10 protein-coding genes and 1 pseudogene are annotated in these 14,186 nt (G+C 37.7%); 8 read left to right on the top strand and 3 right to left on the bottom strand.

Annotated features, from left to right (window positions below; translation table 11 throughout):
* Window positions 1-3: 3 nt before the first annotated feature.
* Window positions 4-1,350, top strand: coding sequence for a polysaccharide biosynthesis/export family protein (locus VB711_RS09645; protein ID WP_323285694.1), 1,347 nt, complete (start codon window positions 4-6; stop codon window positions 1,348-1,350).
* 44 nt (window positions 1,351-1,394) lie between these two features.
* Window positions 1,395-3,563, top strand: a complete 2,169-nt coding sequence (locus VB711_RS09640; protein ID WP_323285693.1) for a polysaccharide biosynthesis tyrosine autokinase — start codon at window positions 1,395-1,397, stop codon at window positions 3,561-3,563.
* A 44-nt stretch (window positions 3,564-3,607) separates the two neighbouring features.
* On the opposite strand, the gene VB711_RS09635 is transcribed toward VB711_RS09640, so the two are convergent.
* From VB711_RS09635 to VB711_RS09625, 3 genes are all read right to left on the bottom strand, one after another.
* The gene (locus tag VB711_RS09635) at window positions 3,608-4,144 is read right to left on the bottom strand and encodes a peroxiredoxin family protein (RefSeq protein ID WP_323285692.1); all 537 of its coding nucleotides are present in this window, start codon (window positions 4,142-4,144) and stop codon (window positions 3,608-3,610) included.
* 160 nt (window positions 4,145-4,304) lie between these two features.
* On the bottom strand, window positions 4,305-4,916 hold the full coding sequence (locus VB711_RS09630) for a peroxiredoxin (RefSeq protein WP_323285691.1): 612 nt from the start codon (window positions 4,914-4,916) through the stop codon (window positions 4,305-4,307).
* Window positions 4,916-5,047: a hypothetical protein gene (locus VB711_RS09625; RefSeq protein WP_323285690.1), complete on the bottom strand. Its 132-nt coding sequence runs from the start codon at window positions 5,045-5,047 to the stop codon at window positions 4,916-4,918. The genes VB711_RS09630 and VB711_RS09625 overlap by 1 nt, the downstream gene beginning before the upstream one ends.
* 2 nt (window positions 5,048-5,049) lie before the next feature.
* On the opposite strand from VB711_RS09625, the pseudogene VB711_RS09620 reads away from it, so the two are divergent.
* The 6 genes and pseudogenes from VB711_RS09620 to VB711_RS09595 form a co-directional block, all read left to right on the top strand.
* Window positions 5,050-5,184, top strand: a pseudogene (locus VB711_RS09620) (glycogen debranching enzyme N-terminal domain-containing protein); the annotation flags it as partial.
* 104 nt (window positions 5,185-5,288) lie between these two features.
* The gene (locus VB711_RS09615; protein WP_323285689.1) at window positions 5,289-9,104 is read left to right on the top strand and encodes a response regulator; all 3,816 of its coding nucleotides are present in this window, start codon (window positions 5,289-5,291) and stop codon (window positions 9,102-9,104) included.
* Between the two features lie 43 nt (window positions 9,105-9,147).
* Window positions 9,148-10,623 (top strand): diguanylate cyclase domain-containing protein, encoded by a 1,476-nt coding sequence (locus VB711_RS09610; protein ID WP_323285688.1) that lies wholly within the window; start codon window positions 9,148-9,150, stop codon window positions 10,621-10,623.
* Between the two features lie 237 nt (window positions 10,624-10,860).
* Window positions 10,861-11,436 carry an SRPBCC family protein gene (locus VB711_RS09605; RefSeq protein WP_323285687.1) on the top strand — a complete coding sequence of 192 codons (576 nt, stop codon included), beginning with the start codon at window positions 10,861-10,863 and terminating at the stop codon, window positions 11,434-11,436.
* A 446-nt stretch (window positions 11,437-11,882) separates the two neighbouring features.
* On the top strand, window positions 11,883-12,854 hold the full coding sequence (locus VB711_RS09600; protein WP_323285686.1) for an SDR family oxidoreductase: 972 nt from the start codon (window positions 11,883-11,885) through the stop codon (window positions 12,852-12,854).
* A 407-nt stretch (window positions 12,855-13,261) separates the two neighbouring features.
* A complete protein-coding gene (locus VB711_RS09595; RefSeq protein WP_323285685.1) occupies window positions 13,262-14,158 on the top strand; it encodes a cation diffusion facilitator family transporter in 897 nt (298 codons plus the stop codon).
* Window positions 14,159-14,186: the final 28 nt, after the last annotated feature.

Below are 14,186 nucleotides of genomic sequence, written 5' to 3'. Positions count from 1 at the left end.
TATATGCGTACATTAACTGCTCTGTTCTTGATTAGTTTTCAGGTAGGTGTTGGTTTAACAACATCTTTTCGACCTGTTGTAGCACAAACATTACCAATTTTAAAAAAGTTACCAGAACAATTACCCTCACCTGTAACTACCGATATTGTTTCTCCTAACATCAACGAAGAAATATCCTCACAATTTAACAATTATCTCTTAGGCAAAGGAGATACAGTCAGAGTTGTAATTCAGCGCCCTCCTGGCCCATATAAATTAGGCATTGGAGACACAATTAGTGTGTCAGTTCAACGGTTTCCTGATTTGACCTTTCAAGCGCCAATTAATCCAGAAGGTAATATAGTAGTACCGCTATTAGGAACAGTAGCCTTAAAAGGTTTAACTTTGACGGAAGCGCAAGAGAAAATTTACACTGGATTAAATCGATTTGTCATTAATCCCATCACAGTGTTATCGTTGGTAGGACAAAGACCTGATTTAAGTTTTGAAGCTTCAATCGGTCCCGATGGAAATATCGTTGTACCCCAAGCAGGAAAATTATTTTTAGAAGGTTTGAGTTTAGAAGAAGCACAGGAAAAAATCCGCTTGGCATTAGTTGGTAATATATCAGATCCAATTGTACAAGTATCATTGGGGGCAATGCGACCAGTCAGAATTACTATTACTGGGGAAGTATTTCGACCAGGAATTTATAATTCTGGTTCATCTATGCCCTATATTACAGATATTTTACCATTAGCTGGTGGCTCAAATTTATCAGCAGACTTACGCAAGGTGGAAGTACGTCGTAAGTTAAGTGATAACTCGATAGTTTCACAACATATTGATTTATATGGAACTTTGCAAAGTGGAATTTCTCCACCTGATTTGCGTCTGCAAGATGGTGATGTAGTTATTGTCCCACGTCGGGAAATTAGCACTACTGACAACTATGATCGTAATTTGATTGCGCGTTCTACCCTAGCTGTACCGAAAATTAAAGTTCGGGTTTTAAACTATGCTGCTGGTGGGATTGTCACTCAATCGTTACCCAATGGTAGTACATTTGTAGATGCTTTGGGAGGTATCAATGTCAATAATGCTAATCTACGTGAAATTGCTTTAATTCGATTTGATCAACAAGGAGGTAAGGCTATTACCCGGAAACTTGATGCTAAAAAGGTATTTGAAGGGGATATTTCTCAAAATGTAGCACTTCAAGATGAGGATGTAATTGTGATTGGTCGGAATCTGATTGGTAAGATTACTAATGTGTTGAATACAGTTACTCAACCATTTTTTAATATTCAAGGTTTTGTGCGCTTTTTTCAAAATTTTGGTAGTGGAATTTTTGGGGGAAATTCCGATTGAAGTTTTAAATATTTTAAGTTTGAATCCTGACTTTTTAATTAATTATGACACCACCAATTGTTAAACGTTATCTGATTGCTTTCGATAAGTATAAATGGATTGGATTAACCAGTTTTGCTTTAGTTGTCGCTGGTTCAACAGTGGTAGCTATGCAACCAGATCCGGTAGTTCAATACATAGCAGAATCAGCCTTGACTTATAACGGTCCGCCAGTTTCTTTTTCTCAAACTGGTAACGAAATTCAACAACAGGGGAAGGAATTAGAGGAAGATATTTTGTTATCTAATCAAGTTATTGAAACGGTAGCAGCAAAGGTGAATCTTAGACCCCGGAATTTGGCTAGAAATTTGGTTTTAACGATGCCAACCAAAAATAAAGAGGGCGTGTTAGAATCGACAATTATAGATATAAAATATAGAGATAACGATCGCAACAGAGCCAGAGACGTATTGCAGGAATTAATGGAGGCGATAATTCAGTTAAGTAGTGATATTAATACCAGTCGATTAAAGGCGATTATTCAAAAAATTACTGAGCGTTTACCTCAAGCAAAGTTAGAGTTAGAAGCGGCTGAAAACCAATTACAAAACTATGATCGTCGAGAGCGTCCGGCTATTTTGGCCGCAGAGAATGGTAGTTTATTAAGTGGAGTCACATCTAGCCAAAATCAACAACGGGAAATTCAACTAAATATTGCGGGGATTGATGCCCAAATTCAAAGTTTAAAGGGTAAGTTAGGGTTAACAGTGGATCAGGCTTATGTTTCTTCGGCTTTGAGCGCTGATCCGATTTTAGCGAGTTTGCGATCGCAAATCTATCAAGTAGAGTCACAAATCGCCCTGGTGAGGAAAGACCTACGACCAGAACACCCAACAATGGTTCAATTACAACGTCAAAAGCAAGCTGCGGAAGAATTACTAGAACAACGTGCGAATGAGGTATTAGGTGGTGGTGGTATGGCTGCACCATTTCGGGGTGATTTAGCCAAAATTCGCACTCAAAGCAGCTTAGATCCCACTAGACAAGGATTAGCAAATCAGATGGTGGCTTTGCAAACCCAACAAGAGATGCTAAAACAACAGCTAAGGCAGCAAATCGCCGAAGAAGCTAAATTAAGAAAAGAGTATTCCCAAATCCCCAATAAGCAGTTAGAGCGATCGCGTTTAGAACAGACTGTTACACTCAAAAAAGCTATTTACGACCAAATGCAAACCAAACTCACAGATGCTAGAGCCGCAGAGGTAGAAACTGTGAGTAGTTTCAGTGTGGCTAGAATCCCCATCGCTATCCCTGAACCAGCTAAACGTAAAAGTTTAAGTGTAACTCTAGGAGTTGGTGGTTTCCTGGGGCTGACAATAGGGGGTGGTGTGATTTTCTTGTTGGGGTCATTGGAAGGAGTTTTCAAAACCAGAGAGGATATCCGCGACAACCTCAAACAGTTAGAGGTGTTGTTGTTGGGAGAATTACCTTTGATGTTAGTGGACGACTTAGATCCTGAAGCTTTACCAGTCGCCCTTGCTCTCGATTCTCCTTATTTGGACTTTTATGAGAAATTTCGTAGTAATTTGCGGCGAATTGGCGGAAAAACTCTAAAAGTGGTGTTAATTACTAGCCTCAATCAGCAAGAAGGAAAGACCGTCAGTGCTTATAATTTAGGCATAGCTTCAGCCCGTGCGGGTAAGAGAACCTTAATTATTGAAACAGATTTGCGATCGCCCTCCCATGCTCCATCCCTAAAAGTTACACCCGATCCCGAAGCTGCTCTTGAACCCTTGCTTTATTACTCTAATTTGAGTAATTGTATTCGATTAGTTCCAGATGTCGAAAATTTATACATTATCCCCAGTCCCGGACCCCTTCGTCAATCTGCTGCTGTAATCGAATCTAGCGAAATGCGAAAACTGATGGAAGATGTGCGTCATCGTTATGATTTAGTGATTCTAGATACTAACGCCCTCAGCGTATCCAATGACCCACTATTAATTCAGCCTTATAGTGATGGGATTGTGTTGGTAACACGACCTAATTATACTCAAGAAAATCTACTCAGTGAGGTTGTTGAGCAATTAGTTGACTCTGAATTAGGGCTATTAGGAGCTATTATTAATAGTGCTGATATTGCTGTTGATTTACCCGAAATATTAGAATCTTTTAACCCTATATTAGAATCAGACTCAGAACCAGAAATCGTCGCTGTTGGACATGAACTGTAACCCCTATTCAGTATTCTTGAATTTTCCCGCTTTTTCAGCAAACCCTACTTAAATCGCTCTAGTAATTCTTCTATACTGGCATTATGATTAAAGAAGGAAAATAGGTGTCTATAAAGTAGTTTGCCATTTTCATCTAAGACAAATTGAGCCGGTAAAGGCGCGCCTAATGCTTGTCCTACTTGATAAGTCCGAAAGACATGACAACTAGGATCATTTAACAAGGGCATCTTTAAACCTAAATCTTTAACAACTATTTGGCTTTGCTTTTTATCGGTGCTAGTAATTAATAAAATTTCTATACCCTGATTTTTAAACTGGGTATAATTTTCATTTAAAGCTTGAATATGGGGATAACAAAAGGGACAATATTGCTTTTCTGTAAATATCCGCGTAAAAGCCAGTAATACAGGTTGTTTACCTTTAAAATCAGATAATTTTAAGACTCGATTATTGGTAATATCCGATAATTTAAAATCTGGTGTTTCCATTCCCAACTTTAGGGTATCTGTGGCTGGAATTGGCAAAATATTACGAAAGAAGCGCTCGTTAAATAAGCCTGTAAAATCCGTTGATGTTAGCATAGATAATTTTTGTGAAATGTGCAACCTGTTTTTTCTAAAAACTGAATTAATTCCCAAGTTGTTAGTTAGTAAAAGGGAGAAAGCGGAAGTAGAAATTTCATTGCTTTTTCCCCTATTACCCATTACCCATTACCCATTACCAATTACCCATTACCAATATCTAAACCGCAGCGAAATACACTTTAGATTTTACAGGATCAGGAACCATTGTTTTTTCACCAGGTTGCCAACCAGCAGGGCAAACTTCATCGGGGTGAGATTGGACGTGTTGAATGGCTTGCAATGTGCGTAGGGTTTCTTCCACACTGCGACCAAAGGCGAGGTTGTTAATGGTAGCGTGTTGAATAATACCATCTTTGTCGATGATAAATAAACCGCGTAGAGCTATGCCTGCGGCTGGATCGAGGACGTTGTAAGCGGCGCTAATTTCTTTTTTGATGTCAGAAATTAGAGGATAGTTTAAGTCTCCGACTCCACCAGATTTGCGATCGGTTTGAACCCAAGCCAGGTGAGAAAATTCGCTATCAACTGAAACACCGAGAATTTCAGTATTGAGGTTTTTGAAGTCTTCGTAGCGATCGCTAAATGCTGTGATTTCAGTTGGGCAAACAAAGGTAAAGTCTAAAGGGTAGAAAAACAATATTACATATCTACCACGACAATCGGAGAGTTTTATGGTCTTAAATTCCTGATCTACCACTGCTGTTCCTGTAAAGTCAGGAGCCTGTTGACCAACGCGGAGACATCCTTCTATTCCATAATTGAGGGTCATTAACCTAATTCTCCTTCTATATGCTTTTTTAGTGGTGGAGTTTGGCTCGAATAAAATTTACCTATCCACGGTGTGACAATTTGATTAGGATCTATTACAAATATATCATCATCATCACAATTTTGGGTCATAAATGAACGATTTAGATACAAGAGAATGGTTACTGATCAATAGGTTGGCTAGTTTTGCCAGTGCTACTATTTCTGATGTTCGGACAATAACTGATCATGATTGGCTATTTGCGGCTATAAATCTACCTGGGGGAAGAAAATCCAAGGTATTTTGATTAAGTATGGTTTTGAGGGGAAAACCCAGGGGTATTAAGGTGATCCTGGTAGCCCATTGCATAAATAATTTAAAGGATTTACAAGTATGTTTATTGCTCATGGAGATTGTTACCTTTGGCAGTCAGGTTTAATGGCTTTACACATTATTAGTAACGGATTAATTGCACTAGCTTATCAATCTATTTCTTTAATGTTATTATATTTTATTAGTCGGCTATCAGATATTACTTTTAAATCAATATTTGTCTTGTTCGGGATTCTGATTATTTGCTGTGGAACAACACATTTGTTAGAAATTTGGACAATTTGGCATTCAAATTATTGGTTATCTGGTTTGATCAAAACCCTTACAGCCTTAATTTCTATCTATGTAGCTTTGGAACTAAGACATTTATTACCGAGAGCCTTTGCTCTATCCAGTTCTAGAGAATTAATAACAATTAATAAAAAGTTACAAAATGAACTTGTTGAACGTCATCAGGCAGAGGAAAAAATGCGTCATACCCAAGAATTTTTAAGTTCGATTGTTAAAAATATGCCTAATATGATATTCCTGAAAAAATCTGATGATTTGAAATTTGTGAGTATTAATCAAGCGAGTGAAGATATGCTTGATCATTGGACAGAAGAACTATTAAATAAAAGTGATTTCGATTTTTTTGCGGAAGAATTTGCAGATCCAGAATTTTTGATGGAGCGTATATCAACAATAACTGCTAATAAATCTATTGTAATTAACGAAGAAGTGTTAATGGCAGATGGCAGGATTTTTGAGCATGATTATATCCCTGTTTTTGTCGAAAACGACTACTATGGACATTTATGTAAATATCAAGATATCACCCAACGTAAACAAGTAGAAAAAGAATTAAAGCAGAATGAGGCAGCCTTGCGAGCGCTGTATGAGGTAGCATCGGCTGAAAATTTTAACTTTAATCAACGCATCCAAGGTTTTTTAAAGATGGGTTGTGAAAAGTTCGGATTAGAATATGGTTTTCTCGGTCGCATGGAAGATCAAGTTTATCACTTATTAGCAATCCAAGCTCCAGATTCAGATATACAACAACAAGATAAATTTGAGCTTGCACAAGTTTTTTGTGATGAAGTTATAAATAGAAATGAACCTTTAGCAATTGAGTATATTGAAGTTTCCGAATGGTGCGATCATCCTCAACACAAGATTTTTGGAATAGAAACTTATATAGGTGTCCGAGTCTTATTGGAGGGTAAAGGTTACGGTGCTTTGAGTTTTTGTAGTCACCAACCCCGACAAAAACCATTTACATCAACAGAAAAAGAACTATTAAAGTTAATGGCACAGTGGGTAGGCAGTGAAATTACCCGTAATTACGCCGAAAATGCCTTAAAACAACAATTTAATCGAGCTTTATTGCTTAAAGAAGTGACAGAAGAAATTCGTCAAAGTTTAAATAGTCAAACAATTTTTCAAATTACAGCTAATCGGATTGGTCAAGAGTTCCAGCTTAATCGTTGTTTGATACATACATATATTTCTACTCCCATACCTAAAATTCCCATTGTAGCTGAATATTTAGAATCAGGTTATCAATCTTTATTGGGTATAGAAATTCCTGTGGTTGGTAATCCCCGTGCTGAAAAAATTCTGAAACAAGATAGAGCGCTCGTTTGTAATAATGTGTTGACAGACCCCTTATCAAGACCTCACGACCCAAATTGTCGTGTTAAAGAACTAAAATCCATGTTAGCAATTCGTACATCTTATCAAGGAGAAGCCAATGGAGTAATTGCACTACATCAATGCGATCGCTTCCGTAATTGGACCCAAGAAGAAATAGAACTACTCGAAGCAGTAGCAGCACAAGTGGGAATAGCGATCGCTCAAGCTAAACTTTTAGAACAAGAAAAACAACAAGGTCAAGAATTAACTCTGAAAAATTTAGCCCTTGAACAGGCAAAAGTGGAAGCAGAAACCGCTAACCGAGCTAAAAGTGAATTTTTAGCCATGATCAGTCATGAAATTCGTACTCCTATGAATGCTGTTATTGGCATGACTGGCTTACTTTTAGATACCAATCTCAACACCGAACAGCGCGATTTTGTATCCATTATCCGCAGTAGTGGTAATGCCTTATTATCAATTATTAATGATATTCTTGACTTTTCTAAAATTGAATCTGATCAATTAGATTTAGAAGAACAACCTTTTGGTTTATGCAACTGTATAGAAGAATGTTTGGATTTATTAGCTCCCCAAGCTGCTGCTAAAGGAATAGAACTAATTTATCTAATTACTCCTCAAACACCAAGCACTATTATCGGAGATGTTGCCCGTCTGCGCCAAATTTTAGTTAACTTATTGAGTAATGCTGTTAAATTCACTCAAACAGGAGAAGTAATCATCACTGTGACAGCTAAGAAATTAGAGCAAACCGCCAATACTTATGAAATTGAGTTTGCGGTTAAAGACACAGGGATTGGTATTCCCTCAGAAAAAATACATCAACTGTTCCAACCTTTTAGTCAAATAGATTCTTCTATGACTCGCAAATATGGTGGTACAGGATTGGGTTTAGTAATCAGTAAACGCCTGACTGAAATGATGGGGGGAAGAATGTGGGTAGAGAGCCAAATCGGCCACGGCTCTACTTTTTATTTTACGCTTACAGCCGAAAAAACTCCTAATTGCGAACCGATAAATCTAGGGAATCATGTAGATCAATTAACCGGAAAACGCCTATTAATTATTGAAGAGAATCAGGCTAATCGGCAATTTTTAACTTTGCAAGCAACCTCCTGGGGAATGGTGATAAAAACTGCCCAATCAATTGACCAAGTATATGAATATTTGCAACAAATAGAACAGTTTGATTTAGTAATTTTAGACCTGCATTTTATAGAAACCAGTGGTCTAGATTTATTAATGGAATTTTGTCAATTGCCCAATTATCAAAGATTACCCTTGCTACTATTGAAAGATATAACTAAACCAGATTTGGACGATAAAATTTCCTTAGATAGTGTCATTTTTTTAAATAAACCTTTAAAACGATCGCAACTTTATAACTCCTTACTCAGTCTCATTAATCAGCAACCGATGAGATTTAGTAGATCCGAACATAAAAATCTGGACTTATACCCTAATTTGAGTAATCTTAATAAACGAATTTTAATAGCAGAAGACCATCCTGTGAATTTAAAAATGGTACTCTTAGTTTTAGGAAAGTTAGGCCTGAGAGCAGATGTAGCAGGTAACGGTTTAGAAGTTTTATCTGCTTTGCAACGTCAATCCTATGACATTATTTTGATGGATGTGCAGATGCCAGAAATGGATGGATTAGAAACTACTAGACAAATCCGTAAATTTAGCTCTAGTCAACAACAACCACACATTATTGCGATGACAGCAAATGCCATGCAGGGCGATCGCGATATCTGTCTAAATGCCGGAATGGATGACTATATCACCAAACCGATTAAGGTGCAGGATCTAGTTAAGGCTTTGACTCAAGGTGAATTAACTTTCAATCATCAAGTCCCAAAAACTCAAGAGATACCACAGCCAAATTTTGCCGATGCTATTGATTCTCAAATCTTTGAGTCGCTTAGGGATATGGCAGGTGCAGATGCTGGAGAGTTTATTCCTCAATTGATTAATACTTATTTACAAGAGACAGCTAAATTGCTGGTAACTATTACCTTGGCAGTAGCACAACAAGACTCAATAGCGATCGCCCAAGCAGCCCATAAGTTAAAATCTAGTAGTGCGTCTGTTGGTGCGATCGGTTTATCTAATCTGAGTAAAAATATCGAATCAATCATCCGTCTTGGAGATATTACCAACTGCACACCAATATTAGAGCAGCTTAATCTGGAATATGAGAAAGTCAAAATAGCTTTAAAAATGGAATTATGTGAATAAAATAGTAATCTCACCTTTAAAATCCCAATACCCCCTAATAGGCATGAACTCTATTCACACAAATCAACCCCTAGTTCTAGTGGTAGACGATGACCTAGTAATACAAATGCAGTTACGTCAAGCTATGGAAAACGAAGGGTATAAGGTCATCATAGCTGGTAATGGTGAGGAAGCCTTAAATATTTACACTCAAGTACATCCAGATATAGTCCTGTTAGATGCAATGATGCCAGTTATGGATGGATTTACCTGCTGCGCTCAATTGCAAGCACTTAACATCAACAAATCAACTCATGATTTAAATCAAGGCACACCCATATTAATGATTACGGGACTAGATGATCCTCATTCTGTAGATAAAGCCTTTGCTGTAGGTGCTGCGGACTATATTACTAAGCCGATTCATTGGGCTGTATTGCGACAAAGAGTTCGTCGCTTATTACAAACCCATTGGGCAATGAAAGAATTACACCGCAAAATCGAACAAGAACAACTCATTGCCAAAATAACCCAAAAAATTCGCCAATCCTTAAACTTAGAAGTAATTCTTAACACGACAGTTAATCAAGTTAGAAAATTATTGCAAACTGACCGGGTAATTGTCTATCGTTTTGATCCAGATCATACTGCGACGGTGTTAGTCGAATCTGTCAACTCCGAATGGGAGTCAGTATTAGGTAAACAATTTAAAAACTGCTACTTTTCCGAAAAATGTAGTTATGAATATCGAAAAGGTCAGGTGTATGTCACTGATGATATTTATGCAGCAGATTTTTCCCAATGTCAAATTGAGTTACTCCAAGAGTTGGAAGCTAAGGCTAATTTAGTTGTACCTATTGTACAACCAGATAAATTATGGGGATTATTAGTAGCTTATCAATCTTCCAGTCCCCGTCAATGGCAGCAGTTAGAAATTGATTTACTCAAACAATTAGCAGATCAATTAGTGATAGCTATTCAGCAAGCAGAACTTTATCAACAGTTACAGGCAGCTAATAAAGAGTTAAAAAATCTAGCATCTATAGATAGTTTGACCCAAATTGCTAACCGCCGAGCTTTTGATGAAGTGTTATTGAAAGAATGGAAGCGGATGGAAAGGGAGCAGGGTTTTTTATCTTTAATTATCTGTGATATTGATTGTTTTAAGGCCTATAACGATACCTATGGACACCCAGCCGGCGATGAATGTTTGAAACAGGTTGCTCAAATTTTAAATCAGTCTATTCAACGTCCTGCTGATCTGGTAGCTCGTTATGGGGGTGAAGAATTTACCTTGATTTTACCTAATACAGACCCGGACGGGGCGGTTAAATTCGCTGAAATGATTCGCAATCAGGTGAAAGAACAATCTATGGCTAATGTTTGTTCCCAAGTTAGTCGATATGTTACCCTCAGCTTAGGAGTTGCCACTGTTATCCCTAACTCTGAAGATTCTCCTGAATCCCTAATTGCCAAAGCAGATGAGGCTCTGTATCAGGCAAAACAAAGAGGACGCGATCGCGTTATTAAGGCCGAATAATTATTGATGTGCAATAAATTTAAGTATTTGTAGTAAATTAGTTTTAATTAATACATTCAGTTGACTAGGAAAGAAGGGTAAGCATTCCAAAATTGATCCCAAAATTTATCCTGTAAATCTTGCTTAGAGAATGGAAGTCTAATTAATAATGAAGTAGATTGGACTAGATACAATTTGATCGTTCGTAATTTTAGACCTTTTTTGTGGTGTAGGAGTTGAGGAGTAAAGGAAATCACTATGTCTGCATCTTATATCTCAAAATCAACTATAAAAGCCGACCAGATGCCTTGGAGTCAAGAAAAACAACAATTGCTAATACAGGGCGAAATTCTGGTAAAAACACAAAATTTGAATCATTCTGCACAACTCCATTCTCTCTGGGGTGGTTCTGTCACAGCTTGGATGTATTTACCTTTAGTGCGATCGCACGTCTGGCAGCAAATAACTGATTACCCCCGTTGGGTACAATATTTTCCTGACATCACAAAAAGCGAAGTCTTAACTAAAGGTGATGTAAAACGTCTGTATCAAGCAGCACAAAAAGCCTTTTTCCTATTCACGGCTCAAGTAGAAATTTACCTGAACGTGGTAGAAGTTCTAGGGCAACAAATTCAGTTCCAGATGGAAAAGGGAACTTTTGAAGATTTTTACGCCAAGTTAGAATTTCAGGATTATGGTGAGGGTACATTGTTGGCTTACACTGTTCAAGCCATACCAAATATCCCTATCCCCTCAATTTTCATTCAACAAGCCATGAATTTTGAATTGCCAGCAAATATGCGTAAAATGCGACAAGTGCTTTGTAGGGAATAAGGCAGAGGGCAGGGGGCAGGAGGGAATTAGGTATTATTTCAATACTGCTCGGTTAAGCAAATTTGTGAGCCGAAAACCCCTGTAGAGACGTTCCATGGGTAGGGATTCTCGTCTCTACACTCCTTAACCGAGAAGTATTAGATATTATTTCTCTTTGCTCTACGTCCTCTACTTCCTGTCACCTTCTTCTAAATTATTCATCTATCATTAGTACAATTCAAATTATCATAAATGGTAATTTAGTTAATTAAAAAATATAGTCATTAAATTAGATTAAAAAAAATATTAACCTCGTTAAAATAGAGGCCGCAAGATGAGTTTTAAATCTTTAATAAAGCATAGCTACTTAGTAAAAATAGGGCAGTAGGTTCTGGGATAAACAAAAAAATCACTAAATAAAGTGAAAATTGCCCTATACAAACCCACGCACTGCAAGAGGAGAAAATATGCCACGACCGATAAAAAATTCAGTCATAGTAATTACTGGTGCATCTAGTGGAATTGGGCGGGCTACGGCTTTAGAATTTGCTAAACAACGGTCAAAATTGGTACTGGCTGCCAGAACAGAAGAAGCTTTAGAAGAAGTTGCCCAGGAGTGCGATCGCTTAGGTGCAAATGCTATAGTAGTAAGAACAGATGTTAGATATGAATCAGCAGTACAAGATCTAGCAGAACGGGCAATAGATTCCTTTGGACAGTTGGATGTTTGGGTGAACAATGCCGCTATCAGCCTATTTGCCCGGTTTGAAGAAACTCCCTCAGAAGCTTTTCGACAGGTAATTGAAACAAACTTATTTGGTTATATCTATGGTGCGCGTGCGGCTTTACCTTATTTTCGTCGTCAAAGTAGCGGTAACTTAATCAATGTTTCTTCAGTAGTCGGAGTTACAGGTCAGCCATACACAATTCCCTATACCATCAGCAAATATGCCATTCGGGGATTATCTGATTCTTTGCGAATGGAGTTGTATATAGACAACGCCCATGATGTTCATGTTTGCACAGTATTACCAGCTTCTATTGACACGCCAATTTTTCAACACGCAGCTAACTATACCGGTCGTCAAACTAAACCAATGAATCCCATATATCCATCTAAAGAGGTGGCCGAGGCAATTGTTGGGTTAGTCGAAAGACCACAGCGCGAAATTATCGTTGGTCAAGCTGCCTATCTTCAGATATTAGAAAAGACCTTAGCACCAGATTTATATGAACAAATGATGGCACATCAAGTTGATAGAGATCACTTCCAAGACTACAAATCAGCCCCCCGCACTGATGGTAATCTATTTGAGTCGATGCACGATTACACTGGCATTAGTGGTAATTGGTTGGGTACAGACGGGACAACTACCCCAGATTTTTGGGATATCGCAAAACAAACAGCCAAGAGAATTGGTTTACCTACTGTTAATTAACCCCTGTCTTAACCCTATTCTCTGAGTCAAAAAGTAGAGATGTTCCATGGAATGTCTCTACATAAGTAATGAAACAGAATTAATTACACAACTGGTTTTTCTGTTCCCTGTTCCCTGTTCCCTGTTCCCTTGCCCCAACGACAATTTTTAACGCCCACCTACTTACTTAGCAGACAATCTTTTTTAGCTAATGATAAAAATATGCTATTGTAATCTCAGTTAAAGTTAACCTACATCTAGATTATCAAGAATATTAATTAGAATTAATTGCAATAAATCTATTTAAAATTTGAAGCCTATAGCTATATACTCCTTACTGTATAAGACTTTGATAGATTTATTTGGTGTAGATTGGCAGTGAATGTTTTACAGTAAAATTCATAGAACTTAAATTTTATAAATTATCTATGAATTACGATAACCGTGCCGAAGTACAAAAGGTTTTAGTGATTACGCTCCTGTTGAATTTATTGGTGATGGGATTAAAAGCATTTGTTGGTTACTCAACTGGTTCTTTAAGCCTGTTAGCTGATGCCTTGCATAGTGTGACAGATAGCGCCAACAACGTTTTAGGATTGGTAGCTAGTCGGTTTTCTTCTCCATACCCTGACCGAGAACATCCCTATGGACACCATAAATTTGAAGCAGTGGGGGCTTTGGGAATAGCGGCGTTTTTAGGTATAGCTTGCTTTGAAATTTTACAAGGTGCAATAGAAAACCTAATTAAAGGCGGTACTCAAGTAAAAATTACATTACCGGAATTGTGGTTATTGTTAATAGTTTTGGGGGTAAATATTTTTGTTAGCTTTTATGAACGTGGTGTAGGGAAACGGGTAAATAGTCCGATTTTGATTGCTGATGCTACACACACTATGAGTGATGTTTGGGTAACAATTTCAGTAATTGGTGGATTGATTGGTATTTGGTGGCTAAATTTTCAATGGTTAGATGTGGTGTTAGCTTTTCCAGTGGCTTTGTTGGTATTTTGGAGTGGTTGGTCAGTTTTAAAAGAGAATTTACCTTGGTTGGTAGATCAAATGGCGATCGCCCCTGAAGCAATTCACGCGATCGCTATTTCTGTCCCCGGTGTAATCAACTGTCACGATATCGCCTCCCGTGGTGTTCTTGGCCGCCAAGTTTTTATAGAAATGCACTTAATTGTCAATGCACCAGATGTAGAAACAGCCCACATCATTACCGAAGCAGTAGAAAATGAACTACAACAACACTTCAAGCCAGTCAGAATTTTAATCCACGTTGAACCACCAGCATATAAATCTAACAATATTACCTTTGAGCCATAATCAATTGGTGAATATTTTTAATTTACTC

The sequence above is a fragment of the Cronbergia sp. UHCC 0137 genome (assembly GCF_034932285.1).
Lineage (GTDB): Bacteria > Cyanobacteriota > Cyanobacteriia > Cyanobacteriales > Nostocaceae > Cronbergia.
The sequence above is the reverse complement of the archived record's forward strand: the minus strand, read 5'-3'. Positions and strand labels throughout refer to the sequence as shown.

What these genes read in the sequence shown, in the direction of transcription:
- VB711_RS09645 (WP_323285694.1), top strand. Translation starts at nt 4, where the DNA reads ATGCGTACATTAACTGCTCTGTTCTTGATTAGTTTTCAGGTAGGTGTT.
- VB711_RS09640 (WP_323285693.1), top strand. Translation starts at nt 1,395, where the DNA reads ATGACACCACCAATTGTTAAACGTTATCTGATTGCTTTCGATAAGTAT.
- VB711_RS09635 (WP_323285692.1), bottom strand. Translation starts at nt 4,144, where the DNA reads ATGCTAACATCAACGGATTTTACAGGCTTATTTAACGAGCGCTTCTTT.
- VB711_RS09630 (WP_323285691.1), bottom strand. Translation starts at nt 4,916, where the DNA reads ATGACCCTCAATTATGGAATAGAAGGATGTCTCCGCGTTGGTCAACAG.
- VB711_RS09625 (WP_323285690.1), bottom strand. Translation starts at nt 5,047, where the DNA reads ATGACCCAAAATTGTGATGATGATGATATATTTGTAATAGATCCTAAT.
- VB711_RS09615 (WP_323285689.1), top strand. Translation starts at nt 5,289, where the DNA reads ATGTTTATTGCTCATGGAGATTGTTACCTTTGGCAGTCAGGTTTAATG.
- VB711_RS09610 (WP_323285688.1), top strand. Translation starts at nt 9,148, where the DNA reads ATGAACTCTATTCACACAAATCAACCCCTAGTTCTAGTGGTAGACGAT.
- VB711_RS09605 (WP_323285687.1), top strand. Translation starts at nt 10,861, where the DNA reads ATGTCTGCATCTTATATCTCAAAATCAACTATAAAAGCCGACCAGATG.
- VB711_RS09600 (WP_323285686.1), top strand. Translation starts at nt 11,883, where the DNA reads ATGCCACGACCGATAAAAAATTCAGTCATAGTAATTACTGGTGCATCT.
- VB711_RS09595 (WP_323285685.1), top strand. Translation starts at nt 13,262, where the DNA reads ATGAATTACGATAACCGTGCCGAAGTACAAAAGGTTTTAGTGATTACG.